This is a genomic window from Pseudomonas guariconensis, assembly GCF_015680235.1.
Classification (GTDB): domain Bacteria; phylum Pseudomonadota; class Gammaproteobacteria; order Pseudomonadales; family Pseudomonadaceae; genus Aquipseudomonas; species Aquipseudomonas guariconensis_A.
This window is the reverse complement of record NZ_JADLJL010000007.1, coordinates 144238-159763: the sequence shown is the minus strand read 5'-3', so window position 1 is coordinate 159763 and position 15526 is coordinate 144238. Positions and strand designations below refer to the sequence as shown.

Sequence of the window (15526 nt, the reverse complement as noted above, 5' to 3'; positions counted from 1 at the left end):
CTTCCCCATGTGAGAGTAGGTCATCGTCAAGATTCATTTCGCAAAACCCCTATCTGCGCGAGCAGGTAGGGGTTTTGTCTTTCCGGGTCTGGCAGCCGTGCCCCCCCCCCTCCTGTAGGAGCGGCCGCATCGCGGCCGCAAAATCTGCATCCTCGATCACCCAGGTACACCGCGCCCGGGGTCTACGCCCCCTTCGCGGCACAAGCCCGCTCCTATATAAAAGTGGATTACCGTTATGGCTATCTCCCACAATTCGAGTCAGAACACTAGAATAGAGCCCATTCCTCCATCCAGATGTCTGATATGCCCAACCCTGCCGACTCCGAAACGCTGGCTCAATTGCCGCTGGAAAAGCTCGTCGCCTGCCATGAGTGCGACCTGCTGATGCGCAAGCCAACGTTGCAGAATGACGAAAAGGCGCATTGCCCCCGTTGCGGTTACGAGCTATATGCCCACCGTCATAACGTGGTCAACCGCAGCCTGGCCCTGGTGATCACCGCGCTCCTGCTCTATGTGCCCGCCAACTTCCTGCCCATCATGCAGTTGCACCTGCTCGGCCAGACGTCCGACGACACTGTCTGGAGCGGTGTGGTTGGCCTGTATAACTCGCAGATGCGCGGTGTTTCCGTGGTGGTGTTCCTGTGCAGCATGGCGATCCCATTGCTCAAGCTACTCTGCCAGTTGCTGGTATTGCTGAGCATCCGCCTGGACGTCGGGCGCAGTCATGGCCTGCTTTTCTATCGTGTCTATCACCACCTACGTGATTGGGGCATGCTCGAGGTGTATTTCATGGGGGTGCTGGTTGCGATCGTCAAACTGGTCGATCTGGCTGAGCTGACCATAGGGCTTGGCCTGTTCTGTTTCATCAGCCTGTTGCTGGTCCAGGTGTGGCTGGAAGTCGTCATGTCGCCGCACCAGATCTGGAGTGCATTGTCGGGGGAGGATGAGCATGCGGGCGATTGATGCAGGCATCCTGGTCTGCAATGAATGCCATGAGCTCAACCGGCAGGCGCCTGGAGGTGAATCGCAGGCCTGCACCCGTTGCGGGGCGATCGTGCATGCGCGCCGGCCCAACAGTATCGTGCGCACCTGGGCGTTACTCATCACGGCGACCATCCTCTACATACCTGCCAACGTCTTGCCGATCATGACGGTGAGCGCGCTGGGGCAGGGCAGCCCAGACACGATCATGTCCGGCGTCATCACCCTGCTCAAGCACGGCATGCTGCCTATTGCTGCCGTGGTGTTCATCGCCAGTATCCTGGTGCCCACCTTCAAGCTGGTAGGGATCGGGCTGCTGCTTTACTCGGTGCAGCGACATCAGCCCCTGTCGGCAAGGCAGAGGATATTGATGTACCGCTTCATCGAATTCATCGGGCGCTGGTCCATGCTGGATATTTTCGTCATTGCCATCCTGGTGGCGGTGGTGAATTTCGGTCGCATCGCCAGCGTCGAAGCCAACCTGGGCGCCGTCGCTTTCGCCTCTGTGGTGATTCTGACGATGCTCGCTGCTTTAACTTTCGATCCCCGACTGATCTGGGATAACACGGAGTCGGATGACGACCATGAGTGACATGCCTACGGCTAAAACCCGCCCAGCCTCGAACTGGTCGGCCATCTGGATCCTGCCGCTGATTGCCTTGGTGATCGGTGGCTGGCTGGCCTGGCAGGCCTACCGTGATTCCGGGGTGGATATCCAAGTGCGTTTCCTGTCCGGTGAAGGCATCGTCGCCAACAAGACCGAAGTTATCTACAAAGGCATGTCGGTCGGCAAGGTGAAGACCCTGGTGCTCGATGCGGAGGGCAGCAACACCGGTGTCATCGCCACCATCGAGATGAACAAGGCCGCCGAGCCGAACCTGACCACCGGCACGCGCTTCTGGCTGGTCAAACCCAGCGTCAGCCTGGCGGGGATCTCCGGCCTGGAAACCTTGGTATCGGGCAACTACATCGCGGTCAGCCCTGGTGAGGGCGAGAAGACCAAGCGCTTCACTGCCTTGTCGGAGGCGCCGCCGCTGTCCGACACCGAGCCAGGCCTGCACCTGACCCTCAAGGCGGACCGCCTGGGCTCGCTCAACCGCGACAGCCCCGTCTTCTACAAGCAGATCAAGGTCGGCCGGGTGAAGAGCTATCGCCTCTCCGAAGACCAGGACACCGTCGAGATCAAAGTCTTCATCGAGCCTGCCTATGCCAGCCTGGTGCGCAAGCACACGCGTTTCTGGAACGCCAGCGGCATCAGCATCGACGCGGACCTGTCGGGCGTGAAGCTGCGTAGCGAGTCTCTGGCCAGCATCGTGGCCGGTGGCATCGCCTTCGCGACTCCCGAGCATCGCCGGGACAGCCCGCCCACCGATCCGACCCTGCCGTTCCGCCTGTACGAAGACTTCGACGCGGCCCAGGCCGGCATTCGCATCAAGGTCAAGCTGACGGACTACGAGGGCCTGCAGGCCGGTCGCACGCCGGTCATGTACAAAGGTATCCAGGTCGGTTCGCTCAAGACCATGAAGATCGCCGATGACCTGAGCAGCGCCACTGCCGAATTGACCCTGGACCCATTGGCCGAAGACTACCTGGTCGAAGGCACGCAGTTCTGGGTGGTCAAGCCGTCCATTTCGCTGGCGGGTATCACCGGCCTGGAAGCCTTGGTCAAAGGTAACTACATTGCCATCCGCCCCGGCGAGAAGGGCGCCAAGCCCCTGCGTGAATTCGAGGCGCGCGCCAAGGCGCCGCCGCTGGACCTCAAGGCGCCGGGCCTGCACATGGTGTTGTTCGCCGAGAACCTGGGCTCGCTCGAAATCGGCAGCCCCGTCATGTATCGCCAGGTCAAGGTCGGTAGCGTGCAGAGCTACCAGTTCGCCCGTAACAGCAAGCGGATCCTGATCGGCGTACATATCGAGAAAGAGTACGCCAACCTGGTCAATGGCTCCTCGCGCTTCTGGAACGCCAGTGGCATCACCCTGTCTGGGGATTTGTCTGGGATCAAGGTCAAGAGTGAGTCGTTGCAGACGCTCATGGCCGGAGGCATCGCCTTCGATACACCGAAGCCGGACGTGCCGCTCAAGCGTCATATTCCGCGCTTCCGCCTGCACGAGAACCAGGAAGCCGCCGACCGCGCCGGCACCCTGATCACCATTCGCGTCGATCGCGCCGATGGTCTCAAGCCCGGTACGGCGATTCGCTTCCGCGGCCTGGACGTGGGGAGCGTCGAAAGCGTCGACCTCACCGCTGACCTGCAAGCCGTGCTGCTGCGGGCGCGCATCACCCAGGCGCAGGCGCGCATCGCCCGTGCCGGTACCCAGTTCTGGGTGGTCAAGCCTGCCTTCGGCCTGGTGCGCACCGAAAACCTCGACACCCTGGTGGGGGGGCAGTACCTGGAGGTTTTGCCGGCTATCAAGGACAAGGGCCCCCAACATGACTTCATCGCGTTGCCTGAAGCTCCCGAGGTGGCCGGCCCGGTGGTCGGGCTGCCGCTGACCCTCAGTGCGCCCCGGCGTGGCTCGATCAAGCCAGGCGTACCGGTGACCTATCGCGAAGTTACTGTCGGCAAGGTCACTGGCTTCGAATTGGGGCAGACGGCAGACCGCGTACTGATCCACATCCTTATCGAGCCGCGCTATGCGGCCCTGGTGCGCGGTGGCAGCCGCTTCTGGAACAGCAGTGGCTTCGGCTTCGACTGGGGCCTGTTCAAGGGCGCCACGGTGCGTACCGAGTCGCTGGAGACGTTGATCGATGGTGGCATCGCCTTCGCCACGCCGGAAGGCGAGCAGATGGGCAACCCGGCCCGGCCGCAGCAGACCTTCGCCTTGTTCGACAAGCCCGAGGATGAGTGGCTGAAGTGGGCGCCGAAGATCCAGGTCGGCAAGTAAGACGAGAGGGCCGCTATGCGGCCCTTTTGCTAGGCCCGCTCCTACACAGGGGGGTGGTTTCGACACTGAATTGCGGGCAATAAAAAACCGACCCTAGGGTCGGTTTTTCGACAAGCGCGTCGCTTAGGCAGCTGCAGCTTCTTTCAGTGCCTTGATGTGGCCATTCAGACGGCCTTTGTGGCGAGCAGCCTTGTTCTTGTGGATGATGCCCTTGTCGGCCATACGGTCGATTACAGGCACAGCCAGGATATAGGCGGCTTGCGCTTTTTCGGCGTCTTTTGCGTCGATGGCCTTGACTACATTCTTGATGTAGGTGCGGACCATGGAACGCAGGCTGGCGTTGTGGCTGCGACGCTTCTCAGCCTGTTTTGCACGTTTCTTGGCGGAAGGTGTGTTGGCCACCGTCGAGCTCCTCGAAAGACTTTAGGTAAATAGCAAACAAAATAGGCCGCGAATCATGCCGATCAGTCGAACGGTTGTCAAGGCCACCTTGAGGGTTCCGCCGAGCGGTGCGCAAGCGAGAAGGAAGGATTTCTTTCTGCGCAGCGACCTGTAAACTCGGGAGTTTTGGCTTCCCCGTCAAAAGGCGCGGAAGTATCGCATATTCGGGCGCTTTCTGGCAGCGCCCTCCGTCTCAGGCGCGAATTTTTTCCATGAACCTGCTCAAATCCCTGGCCGCCGTCAGTTCCATCACCATGATTTCCCGGGTGCTCGGGTTCATACGCGATACCATCCTGGCCCGTGTATTCGGCGCCGGCATCGCCACCGATGCCTTCTTCATCGCGTTCAAGCTGCCCAACCTGCTGCGGCGGATCTTCGCCGAAGGGGCCTTCTCCCAGGCGTTCGTGCCGATCCTGGCCGAGTACAAGACCCAGCAGGGCGAGGAGGCCACCCGGACCTTCATCGCCTACATCAGCGGCCTGCTGACCCTGGTCCTGGCCGTGGTCACGGCCTTGGGCATCCTCGCCGCGCCCTGGATCGTCTGGGTGACGGCACCTGGCTTCGTCGACAGCGCCGAGCGCTACGAACTGACCACGGCCCTGTTGCGGGTGACCTTTCCTTATATATTGCTGATCTCGCTGTCCTCGCTGGTGGGTGCGATCCTCAACACCTGGAACCGCTTTTCGGTCCCCGCGTTCACGCCGACCTTGCTGAACGTGGCGATGATCGCCTTCGCCGTGTTGCTCACGCCGTACTTCGACCCGCCGATCATGGCCCTGGCCTGGGGCGTGTTGGCCGGGGGACTGGCGCAGTTGCTGTACCAGCTGCCGGCGCTGAAGAAGATCGGCATGCTCGTGCTGCCACGGGTGAGCCTGCGCGATACCGGCGTCTGGCGGGTGCTCAAGCAGATGTTGCCGGCCATCCTCGGCGTTTCCGTCAGCCAGATCTCGCTGATCATCAACACCATCTTCGCGTCGTTTCTGGTGGCAGGCTCGGTATCGTGGATGTACTACGCCGACCGCCTCATGGAACTGCCCTCGGGCGTGCTGGGGGTGGCTCTGGGCACCATCCTGCTGCCCACCCTGGCCAAGACCTACGCCAACCGAGACCGCCATGAGTACTCGCGGATCCTCGACTGGGGCCTGCGCCTATGCTTCCTGCTGGTGCTGCCCTGCACCTTGGCCCTGGCGATCCTCGCCGAGCCGCTGACCGTGGCGCTGTTCCAGTACGGCAAATTCACCGCGTTCGACGCGGCCATGACCCAGCGCGCGCTGATCGCCTATTCGGTCGGCCTGCTGGCGATCATCCTGGTAAAGGTACTGGCACCGGGCTTCTATGCGCAGCAGAATATCCGCACGCCGGTGAAGATCGCGATCTTCACCCTGGTCTGCACGCAGCTGCTCAACCTGGCGCTCATCGGCCCGCTGCAGCATGCCGGGCTTGCCTTGGCCATCAGCCTCGGTGCCTGTCTCAATGCCGGCCTGTTGTACTGGAAGCTGCGCAGCCAGCAGCTGTTCCAGCCACAGCCGGGCTGGGCGATGTTCCTGTTCAAGCTGGTGCTGGCAGTTGCACTGATGTCCGGTGTGCTGCTGGCCGGCATGCATTACTTGCCGGCCTGGGAACAGGGCGGTATGCCCGAGCGGTTCCTGCGCTTGGGGGCGTTGATCCTGGCGGGCGTGGTGACCTATTTCGGTTGCCTGTACCTGTGCGGCTTCCGGCCCCGGCATTTCGCTCGCAAGGCCTTGCACTGAGGCCGATGGCGGGCCAGGCGTCGGTTTTTCGAATTCCACGCCGCCCTGTGGCGCTGCTGCCTGTCACCGGCGCCCGGGTGTGGTTATAATCGGCCACTTTATGAGCAAGAAGCGCGTTATGCAGCTGGTTCGAGGTCTTCACAACCTGCGCCCCGAGCATCGGGGCTGTGTCGCCACCATTGGCAACTTCGACGGGGTTCACCGTGGCCACCAGGCAATCCTGGCGCGCCTGCGTGAGCGTGGGCAGGCGCTTGGCCTGCCCACGTGCGTGGTGATCTTCGAGCCGCAACCACGCGAATACTTCGCCCCCGACACCGCACCGGCACGCCTGGCTCGCCTGCGTGACAAAATCGAGCTGCTGGCCGCCGAAGGCATCGACCGGGTCCTGTGCCTGGCCTTCAACCAGCGCCTGAGCAAGCTCAGTGCCGACGAGTTCGTCAAGGCGATCCTGGTCGACGGCCTGGGCGTGCGCCACCTCGAGGTGGGCGATGACTTCCGCTTCGGCTGCGACCGCGCCGGCGACTTCGCCTTCCTGGTCGAGGCCGGTAAGCACTACGGTTTCACCGTCGAAGCCGCCAACACAGTGATCCAGGACGGCCTGCGCGTTAGCAGCACCGAGGTGCGCAAGGCGCTAGCCGATGGCAACTTCGAGCTGGCCGAGCACCTGCTGGGCCGCCCGTACCGTATTACCGGCCGTGTGCTGCACGGGCAGAAGCTGGCCCGCCAACTCGGCACGCCGACCGCCAACATCCAGCTCAAGCGCCGCCGCGTGCCGCTGTCCGGGGTCTACCTGGCCAGCATCGAGATCGATGGCAAGGCCTGGCCGGGTGTCGGCAATATCGGGGTGCGCCCCACCGTCGCTGGCGAGGGCCGGCCGCACCTCGAGATTCATCTACTGGATTATGCCGGCGATCTCTATGGCCGGCGCCTGACGGTGGAGTTCCACCACAAGCTGCGCGAGGAGCAGCGTTTCGCCTCCCTGGAGGCGCTGAAGTCGGCGATCGACGCGGACATCGCCGCCGCACGTGCCCACTGGCACGCTCAACCGCTAACGAAGAGCCTGAAATGACCGACTACAAAGCCACGCTAAACCTTCCGGACACCGCCTTCCCGATGAAGGCCGGCCTGCCTCAGCGCGAACCGCAGATCCTGCAGCGCTGGGACAGCATTGGCCTGTACCAGAAGCTGCGCGAAATTGGCAAGGATCGTCCGAAGTTCGTCCTGCACGACGGCCCGCCCTATGCCAACGGCAAGATCCACATCGGTCATGCGCTGAACAAGATCCTCAAGGACATGATCGTCCGCTCCAAGACCCTGTCGGGCTTCGACGCGCCCTACGTACCGGGCTGGGACTGCCACGGCCTGCCGATCGAGCACAAGGTCGAGGTCACCCATGGCAAGCACCTGGCCGCCGACCGCACCCGTGAGCTGTGCCGCGAGTATGCCGCCGAGCAGATCGAAGGGCAGAAGACCGAGTTCATCCGCCTGGGTGTGCTGGGTGACTGGAACAATCCCTACAAGACCATGGATTTCGCCAACGAGGCCGGTGAAATCCGCGCCCTGGCCGAAATGGTCAAGCAAGGTTTCGTGTTCAAGGGCCTCAAGCCTGTGAACTGGTGCTTCGATTGCGGTTCGGCCCTGGCCGAGGCCGAGGTCGAGTACGCCGACAAGAAGTCCCAGACCATCGACGTGGCCTTCCCGGTCGCCGACGATGCCAAGCTGGCCGCGGCCTTCGGCCTGGCCTCGCTGGCCAAGCCGGCCGCCATCGTGATCTGGACCACCACCCCCTGGACCATTCCGGCCAACCAGGCCCTGAACATCCACCCGGAGTTCAGCTATGCCCTGGTCGACACCGGTGAGCGCCTGCTGGTGCTGGCCGAAGAGCTGGTCGAGTCGTGCCTCAAGCGCTACAACCTGGAAGGCTCGGTGCTGGCCACCGCCCCGGGCTCCGCGCTGGAGCTGATCCATTTCCGCCACCCGTTCTATGATCGCCTGTCGCCCATCTACCTCGCCGACTACGTCGAGCTGGGCGCCGGTACCGGCGTGGTCCACTCGTCGCCTGCCTACGGTGAAGACGACTTCGTCACCTGCAAGCGCTACGGCATGGTCAACGACGACATCCTCACCCCGGTGCAGAGCAATGGTGTGTACGTCGAGTCGCTGCCGTTCTTCGGCGGCCAGTTCATCTGGAAGGCCAACCCGGCCATCGTCGACAAGCTGAGCGAAGTCGGCGCGCTGATGCACACCGAGACCATCAGCCACAGCTACATGCACTGCTGGCGCCACAAGACCCCGCTGATCTACCGCGCCACCGCCCAGTGGTTCGTCGGCATGGACAAGCAGCCAAACACCGGCGAGCCGCTGCGCGAGCGTGCCCTCAAGGCCATCGAGCAGACCAAGTTCGTCCCGTCCTGGGGCCAGGCGCGCCTGCACGCGATGATTGCCAATCGCCCTGACTGGTGCATCTCGCGCCAGCGCAACTGGGGCGTGCCGATCCCGTTCTTCCTGCACAAGCAGACCGGTGAGCTGCACCCGCGCACCGTCGAGCTGATGGAAGCCGTGGCCAAGCGCGTCGAGAAAGAAGGCATCGAGGCCTGGTTCAAGCTCGATGCCGCCGAACTGCTCGGTGACGAAGCCGGCCAGTACGACAAGATCAGCGACACCCTGGACGTGTGGTTCGACTCCGGCACCACCCACTGGCACGTGCTGCGTGGTTCCCACGACATCGGCCATGCCACTGGCCCGCGCGCCGACCTGTACCTGGAAGGTTCCGACCAGCATCGTGGCTGGTTCCACTCTTCCCTGTTGACCGGTTGCGCCATCGACAACCACGCGCCGTACCGCGAGCTGCTGACCCACGGCTTCACCGTGGACGAGAGCGGCCGCAAGATGTCCAAGTCGCTGGGCAACACCATCGAGCCGCAGAAGGTCAACGACACCTTGGGTGCCGACATCCTGCGCCTGTGGGTCTCGGCCACCGACTATTCCGGCGAGATGGCGGTTTCCGAGCAGATCCTGCAGCGCAGTGCCGACGCCTACCGTCGTATCCGCAACACCGCACGCTTCCTGCTGTCGAACCTGTCCGGCTTCGATCCGGCCCGCGACCTGCTGCCGGCCGACGACATGCTGGCCCTGGACCGTTGGGCCGTCGACCGCACCCTGCTGCTGCAACGCGAGCTGGAAGAGCACTACAGCGAGTACCGTTTCTGGAACGTCTACTCCAAGGTGCACAACTTCTGCGTCCAGGAGCTGGGTGGCTTCTACCTCGACATCATCAAGGACCGCCAGTACACCACCGGCGCCAACAGCGTCGCCCGCCGTTCCTGCCAGACCGCGCTGTACCACATCAGCGAGGCGCTGGTGCGCTGGATCGCGCCTATCCTGGCGTTCACCGCCGACGAAATCTGGCAGTACCTGCCGGGCGAGCGCAACGAATCGGTCATGCTCAACACCTGGTACCAGGGTTTGTCCGAGCTGCCTGAAGGCTTCGAGCTGGATCGCGCCTACTGGGATCGCGTCATGGCCGTCAAGGCAGCGGTCAACAAGGAGCTGGAGAACCAGCGTGCGGCCAAGGCCATCGGTGGCAACCTGCAGGCCGAAGTCACTCTGTTCGCCGAGGAAGGCCTGAGCGCCGACCTGGCCAAGTTGGGCGACGAGCTGCGCTTCGTGCTGATCACCTCGGCCGCCAGCGTGGTGCCGTTCGTCCAGGCGCCGGCCGATGCCGTGACAACCGAGGTCGAAGGCCTCAAGCTGAAGGTCGTCAAGTCCGGCCATGCCAAGTGCGGCCGTTGCTGGCACTTCCGCGCCGACGTCGGCAGCCATCCGGAGCATCCGGAAATCTGCAGCCGTTGCGTAGACAACCTCAGCGGTTCCGGTGAGGTGCGCCACTATGCCTAACCCTGCAGCGGGGCGCTTCGGGCGCCTTGCCTGGCTCTGGCTGAGCCTGGTGGTGCTGGTCCTGGACCAGGCCACCAAGGTCTACTTCGAAGGGGCCTTGAGCCTGTACCAGCAGATCGTGGTCATTCCCGACTACTTCAGCTGGACCCTGGCCTACAACACCGGCGCTGCGTTCAGCTTCCTCGCCGACAGCTCCGGCTGGCAGCGCTGGTTGTTCGCCCTGATCGCCTTGGTGGTCAGCGCCGTGCTGGTGGTCTGGCTCAAGCGCCTGGGGCGCGGCGAGACCTGGCTGGCCGTTGCCCTGGCCCTGGTGCTTGGCGGTGCGCTGGGCAACCTGTACGACCGTATCGTGCTGGGCCACGTGGTCGACTTCATCCTGGTGCACTGGCAGAACCGTTGGTATTTCCCGGCCTTCAACCTGGCCGACAGCGCAATCACCGTTGGTGCGGTGATGCTGGCGCTGGATATGTTCAAGAGCAAGAAGTCCGGAGAGCCTGTCCATGACTGAGACCCGTATCGGCCAGAACACCGAAGTCACCCTGCACTTCGCGCTGCATCTGGAAAACGGCGACACCGTCGACAGCACCTTCGACAAGGCGCCAGCCACGTTCAAGGTCGGCGACGGCAACCTGTTGCCTGGCTTCGAGAATGCGCTGTTCGGCTTCAAGGCCGGCGACAAGCGTACCCTGACCATCGCCCCGGAGAACGCCTTCGGCCAGCCGAACCCGCAGAACGTGCAGGTCATGCCACGTTCGCAGTTCACTGACATGGAGCTTTCCGAAGGCTTGCTGGTGATCTTCAACGATGCCGCCAACGCCGAACTGCCAGGTGTGGTCAAGGCGTTCAATGACGACCAGGTCACCATCGACTTCAATCACCCACTGGCCGGCAAGACCCTGACCTTCGAGGTGGAGATCCTCGAGGTCAAGGCCCTGTGAGCCTGGAGCCGAGCATGCAAATCAAACTCGCCAACCCTCGCGGCTTCTGTGCGGGGGTGGACCGGGCGATCGAGATCGTCAATCGTGCCCTGGAAGTCTTCGGCCCGCCGATCTATGTGCGCCATGAAGTGGTGCACAACAAGTTCGTGGTCGAAGACCTGCGCAATCGTGGCGCCATCTTCGTCGAAGAGCTCGACCAGGTGCCCGACGACGTGATCGTCATCTTCAGCGCCCACGGCGTTTCCCAGGCCGTGCGCCAGGAAGCTGCCGGCCGTGGCCTGAAGGTGTTCGACGCCACCTGCCCGCTGGTGACCAAGGTGCACATCGAAGTGGCCAAGTACAGCCGCGACGGCAAGGAGTGCATCCTCATCGGCCATGCCGGGCACCCGGAAGTCGAAGGCACCATGGGTCAGTACGATGCCAGCAATGGCGGCGCCATCTACCTGGTGGAGGACGAGGATGATGTCGCCAAGCTTCAGGTCCGCGACCCGGAGCACCTGGCCTTCGTCACCCAGACCACGCTGTCGATGGACGACACCAGCCGCGTCATCGATGCCCTGCGCGAACGCTTCCCGCATATCGGTGGCCCGCGCAAGGACGACATCTGCTATGCCACCCAGAACCGCCAGGATGCCGTCAAGCAACTGGCCGACGAATGCGACGTGGTACTGGTGGTCGGCAGCCCCAACAGCTCCAACTCCAACCGTCTGCGTGAGCTGGCCGAGCGCATGGGCACCCCGGCCTACCTGATCGACGGTGCCGAGGACATGCAGCAAGGCTGGTTCGACGGTATCGCTCGTATCGGCATCACCGCTGGCGCTTCGGCCCCTGAGGTGCTGGTGCGTGGCGTCATCGAACAGCTGCGCGCCTGGGGCGCCACCGGAGCTGAAGAGCTCGATGGCCGTGAGGAGAACATCACGTTCTCCATGCCCAAGGAACTGCGGGTCCGCTCGCTGATCTGATCAGGCGCCTGCGCACCGTGACGGCTCGTTCGACACGGTGCGCAGGTCGACCCTGCCGCTGGGGGCCAGCACTATCCAGTAACGGCTCGCCTGCGCTGTGCTGGGGCAAATTTCCAATGTTCCGCCCAGGAACCCACCATTGCCTCGCAGCGGTACGCCCAAGCCACTGAACTTCACTTCCTTGCCCAGGTTGCTGGCGATACTCAGCTTGTGCGCCAGGCGTTGCTCGCGCAGTGATTGGGTGTTGTGCGCCAAGCGTGTTCGCCATCCCTTGCCCCAATCACCCTCCAAGGGTTCAACCAACACTGTTTGCTGCTGCAGCAACGCGTGGCTGCGTGCGTTGCGCAGGGCTTGTGCCAGGTCCCGTGCTGCAGCGGCTCGGTGTAGGTCGTCGCTGAGCTGGTTGTAGGCAGGTAAACCCACGTTTGCCAGAAGGCTGGCCAACGCCAGCGCGCACATCATTTGTATCAGTGTTACACCACGTTGCTTCATCGTGCATTCCTCCCTGGAAGTGCTTCGCTGTAGCTTCAAGGTCGATGGGCGGGGCGTCCAGTCGGCCAGGGCGAAGTGCAGAGGCAGGAAATTTCCCAGGAGGGATGAGTGGAGGCGAGGGAGCGCGGGATGACGCTGCTGGAAGTGTTGCTGACGATAGTGGTGCTGGCGCTCGGCTTGTTTGCCGCGGCAGCCCAGCAAATGCGCGGGTTACAGGCCCTCGATGAGGCGCGGCGCGAAGCCCAGGCGGTGTTCTTGGCACAGGGGGTGTTGGAGCGGAGTAGGGCAGCGGGCACCCTGGCGCCGGGCGAGCAAGACGCCTGGCAGGCGAGGCTCGTCCAGCTGCTGGGGGCTTCAGCGCAAGGGCGCGTAACGGGAGTGGGCCAGGGCCTGGTGGTCGAGGTCCATCACGCAGGCCGGCTGCTCGTCAGCCTGCAAGGCAAGGCCAGGCCATGAGCCGCCCCCAGGCCGGCTTCGGTTTGCTCGAAGCGCTGCTGGCGTTGGCGATCGGGTTGATGTTGCTAGGGGCAGCGAGTCAGGTATTCGTCTCGGCCTACCAGGCTTGGCAAGTGCAATCGGTAGCTGCCCGATTGCAGGACGATGCCCGCCTCGCATTGCAACGAATGGCCCAGGACATCCGCATGGCCGGCATGTTCGGCTGTTTGCGCCAAGATGCCATCGATTTCCAAAGCCAGGCCGCTGCCGAGGCGTTCGCCCATCCGTTGCAGATCACCCAGGCCGCAGATGGGCGCCTCGAGACCCTGGGCCTGGTGGGTGAGCAGTTGCCAGGTTCCGGGCGCCAGCCCGACTGGGTATTGCTCACGAACTGCCAGAGCTGGGCCCAGGTCAGGCATCGACGCCCGCCGGACAGCGGGGCGGCATTGGTGATTCCCATCCAGCGCGTCACCTATCAATTGCATGGCGACACTTTGAGGCTTGGGCGCGCGGGCCAGGCGCAAGCCTTGATCGACCGGGTGCGAGACCTGCGGGTGGCCCTGGTGCCGACCCGGCAGGGTGGTCGGGTCGACCTGCAGCTCACATTGTTCGACCCGCAATACCAGGTCGAGCTGCGGCACGAGATGAGCATTGCCCTGCGTAACGGGGTGCCCGACGCATGAAGCGCCAACGTGGCATTGCCCTACTGGCGGGCCTGGTGCTTAGCCTGTTGGCCGGTTTGCTGGCCGCCTCGGCCCTGCGCGATGCCCTGGTGCAGGCCCGCATGACCGGGCAGTTACGGGCCAACGCCCAGGCCTTGGAGCAGGCCGAGGCAGTCTTGCTGGAGGGCAGGGCACGGCTGCTGCTGGCGCCACCCGCGCCGTGCCAGCCCTGTCGACCACCTGCCAATGCCCACGACGTGCGAGGCGGGGAGCCTGGCTGGCAACCCGCAGAGCAAGGCTTCTTCCTGCTGCAGAACTTGGGCGAAAGTACCTTGGTCGCGCACTTGCCCGATGATGCCCGGGCGCGCCTGTATCGAGTGACCGCCGTCAGCCGCCAACAGCAGGCGCGGCTCGTGCTGGAGGCAGTCTATGCCCTGCAGTCGGGCCCCAACGCCTCACTTCAACGCGTCCTGTGGCGCCAACGCTTGAGGGAGCCGTGACATGCAGCGAGGCCTGAGCCTGATCGAATTGTTGATTGTAGTGGCCGTCAGCGGCATTCTGGCAGCCATTGCCTACCCCAGTTACAGCGACCAGCTCAGGCGTGCCGCGCGAAGTGAAGTGGTCGGCCTGCTGCAGGACGCAGCCCTGCGCTTGGAGCGCCATCGTGCGCGCACGGGCCGATACGCAGGTTCCGACCCTCAGCTACCGCCATTGCCTGCCGGCAGCCGCTACTACAGCGTGCAGGTGCAGCGCGACGACGACAGCTTCCGTCTGCTCGCCAGGCGCCAGCCCGATGGGCTGATGGCCGACGACCGCTGCGGCGACTACCAGCTCGACCATGCCGGCGTGCGTGACAACCCAGGCGCTGGCGCGACGGCGGAAGGTTGTTGGGGGTATTGAAGGCCAGGTTTTTATTTCAGGTAGTGGATCGACAGATGAGCAAGCAAGTAGTGATTGTCGGTGGCGGTGTGATCGGCCTGTTGACTGCGTTCAACCTGGCGCCGAAGGTCGACCGGGTGGTGGTCTGTGACCAGGGCGAAGTCGGGCGCGAGTCGTCCTGGGCCGGTGGCGGTATCGTCTCGCCGCTCTACCCATGGCGCTACAGCCCGGCGGTGACCGCTCTGGCGCACTGGTCCCAGGACTTCTACCCGCAATTGGGCGAGCGGCTGTTCGCCACGACCGGAATCGACCCTGAAGTGCACACCACAGGCCTGTACTGGCTGGACCTGGACGACGAAGCCCAGGCACTGGCCTGGGCCCAGCGCGAGCAGCGGCCGCTGAGCGCCGTGGACATCTCGGCGGCCTACGACGCCGTGCCGGTACTCGGCCCCGGCTTCAAGCGCGCCATCTACATGGCAGGCGTGGCCAACGTGCGTAATCCGCGGCTGGTCAAATCGCTCAAGGCTGCCTTGCAGGCCCTGCCCAACGTGACCCTGCGCGAGCATTGCGCGGTCACTGGGTTCCGGCAGGAGAAGGGGCGGGTAACCGGTGTCCAGACCGCCCAAGGTGTGCTGGAGGCTGATGATGTGGTGCTCAGCGCAGGTGCCTGGAGCGGCGACCTGCTCAAGACCCAGGGGCTTGCGTTGCCGGTCGAGCCGGTCAAGGGTCAGATGATCCTGTTCAAGTGCGCCGAAGACTTCCTGCCGAGCATGGTACTGGCCAAGGGGCGCTACGCCATTCCGCGTCGCGATGGGCATATCCTGGTCGGCAGTACCCTGGAGCATGCCGGCTACGACAAGACGCCCACCGGCGAGGCGCTGGAGAGTCTCAAGGCGTCCGCAGTGGAGCTGTTGCCCGCGCTGGCCGATGCCACCGTGGTGGCGCACTGGGCAGGCCTGCGCCCAGGGTCGCCTGAGGGCATTCCCTATATCGGGCGCGTGCCAGGGCATGACGGGCTGTGGTTGAACTGCGGTCATTACCGCAACGGGCTGGTGCTGGCACCGGCATCATGCCAGCTGTTCGCCGACCTGCTGACCGGCAGCGAGCCGATCATCGACCCGGCGTCGTATGCGCCAGGTTCGCGTCTGGTTCCTTGATGGCAGAGCGGGTAAACCTGCCTCCACACAACAACCTGTGGGAGCG

At 63.8% G+C, this 15526-nt stretch carries 16 protein-coding genes; 14 read left to right on the top strand and 2 right to left on the bottom strand.

Annotation, left to right across the window (positions count from 1 at the left end; genetic code table 11):
- Positions 1-303 precede the first annotated feature (303 nt).
- The 3 genes from IRZ56_RS08125 to IRZ56_RS08115 are packed head-to-tail and all read left to right on the top strand — an operon-like array spanning position 304 to position 3866.
- The gene (locus IRZ56_RS08125; RefSeq protein ID WP_196144471.1) at positions 304-963 is read left to right on the top strand and encodes a paraquat-inducible protein A; all 660 of its coding nucleotides are present in this window, start codon (positions 304-306) and stop codon (positions 961-963) included.
- Positions 950-1573: a paraquat-inducible protein A gene (locus IRZ56_RS08120; RefSeq protein WP_196144470.1), complete on the top strand. Its 624-nt coding sequence runs from the start codon at positions 950-952 to the stop codon at positions 1571-1573. The genes IRZ56_RS08125 and IRZ56_RS08120 overlap by 14 nt, the downstream gene beginning before the upstream one ends.
- Positions 1566-3866 carry a PqiB family protein gene (locus IRZ56_RS08115; RefSeq protein WP_196144469.1) on the top strand — a complete coding sequence of 767 codons (2301 nt, stop codon included), beginning with the start codon at positions 1566-1568 and terminating at the stop codon, positions 3864-3866. The genes IRZ56_RS08120 and IRZ56_RS08115 overlap by 8 nt, the downstream gene beginning before the upstream one ends.
- A gap of 123 nt (positions 3867-3989) precedes the next feature.
- On the opposite strand, the gene rpsT is transcribed toward IRZ56_RS08115, so the two are convergent.
- Complete coding sequence (gene rpsT, locus IRZ56_RS08110; protein ID WP_023382471.1) at positions 3990-4268, bottom strand: 30S ribosomal protein S20; 279 nt, start codon at positions 4266-4268, stop codon at positions 3990-3992.
- A 251-nt stretch (positions 4269-4519) separates the two neighbouring features.
- Here rpsT and murJ point away from each other — a divergent pair, with 251 nt between their 5' ends.
- The 6 genes from murJ (at position 4520) to ispH (ending at position 11855) form a co-directional block, all read left to right on the top strand.
- A complete protein-coding gene (murJ, locus tag IRZ56_RS08105) occupies positions 4520-6058 on the top strand; it encodes a murein biosynthesis integral membrane protein MurJ (protein WP_196144468.1) in 1539 nt (512 codons plus the stop codon).
- A 118-nt stretch (positions 6059-6176) separates the two neighbouring features.
- The gene (gene ribF, locus IRZ56_RS08100; RefSeq protein WP_196144467.1) at positions 6177-7127 is read left to right on the top strand and encodes a bifunctional riboflavin kinase/FAD synthetase; all 951 of its coding nucleotides are present in this window, start codon (positions 6177-6179) and stop codon (positions 7125-7127) included.
- Positions 7124-9955, top strand: coding sequence for an isoleucine--tRNA ligase (gene ileS / locus IRZ56_RS08095; protein ID WP_196144466.1), 2832 nt, complete (start codon positions 7124-7126; stop codon positions 9953-9955). Before ribF ends, ileS begins: the two co-directional genes overlap by 4 nt.
- Positions 9948-10463 (top strand): signal peptidase II, encoded by a 516-nt coding sequence (lspA, locus tag IRZ56_RS08090; protein ID WP_196144465.1) that lies wholly within the window; start codon positions 9948-9950, stop codon positions 10461-10463. Before ileS ends, lspA begins: the two co-directional genes overlap by 8 nt.
- Positions 10456-10893, top strand: a complete 438-nt coding sequence (gene fkpB, locus IRZ56_RS08085; protein ID WP_196144464.1) for an FKBP-type peptidyl-prolyl cis-trans isomerase — start codon at positions 10456-10458, stop codon at positions 10891-10893. Before lspA ends, fkpB begins: the two co-directional genes overlap by 8 nt.
- 14 nt (positions 10894-10907) lie before the next feature.
- Positions 10908-11855, top strand: coding sequence for a 4-hydroxy-3-methylbut-2-enyl diphosphate reductase (gene ispH, locus IRZ56_RS08080; RefSeq protein WP_196144463.1), 948 nt, complete (start codon positions 10908-10910; stop codon positions 11853-11855).
- On the opposite strand, the gene IRZ56_RS08075 is transcribed toward ispH, so the two are convergent.
- A complete protein-coding gene (locus IRZ56_RS08075) occupies positions 11856-12347 on the bottom strand; it encodes a GspH/FimT family protein (protein ID WP_196144462.1) in 492 nt (163 codons plus the stop codon). It lies immediately after the preceding gene.
- Positions 12348-12455: 108 nt separating this feature from the next.
- Between IRZ56_RS08075 and IRZ56_RS23465 the strand changes: the two genes are divergently transcribed.
- From IRZ56_RS23465 to thiO, 5 genes are read left to right on the top strand one after another with little or no spacing between them, the layout of a single operon-like run.
- The gene (locus IRZ56_RS23465; RefSeq protein WP_196144461.1) at positions 12456-12803 is read left to right on the top strand and encodes a prepilin-type N-terminal cleavage/methylation domain-containing protein; all 348 of its coding nucleotides are present in this window, start codon (positions 12456-12458) and stop codon (positions 12801-12803) included.
- Positions 12800-13465 carry a PilW family protein gene (locus IRZ56_RS08065; RefSeq protein WP_196144460.1) on the top strand — a complete coding sequence of 222 codons (666 nt, stop codon included), beginning with the start codon at positions 12800-12802 and terminating at the stop codon, positions 13463-13465. The genes IRZ56_RS23465 and IRZ56_RS08065 overlap by 4 nt, the downstream gene beginning before the upstream one ends.
- Positions 13462-13944 carry a hypothetical protein gene (locus IRZ56_RS08060; protein WP_196144459.1) on the top strand — a complete coding sequence of 161 codons (483 nt, stop codon included), beginning with the start codon at positions 13462-13464 and terminating at the stop codon, positions 13942-13944. Before IRZ56_RS08065 ends, IRZ56_RS08060 begins: the two co-directional genes overlap by 4 nt.
- A gap of 1 nt (position 13945) precedes the next feature.
- Positions 13946-14344, top strand: a complete 399-nt coding sequence (locus IRZ56_RS08055; RefSeq protein WP_196144458.1) for a type IV pilin protein — start codon at positions 13946-13948, stop codon at positions 14342-14344.
- A 35-nt stretch (positions 14345-14379) separates the two neighbouring features.
- Complete coding sequence (gene thiO / locus IRZ56_RS08050; protein ID WP_196144457.1) at positions 14380-15480, top strand: glycine oxidase ThiO; 1101 nt, start codon at positions 14380-14382, stop codon at positions 15478-15480.
- Positions 15481-15526: the final 46 nt, after the last annotated feature.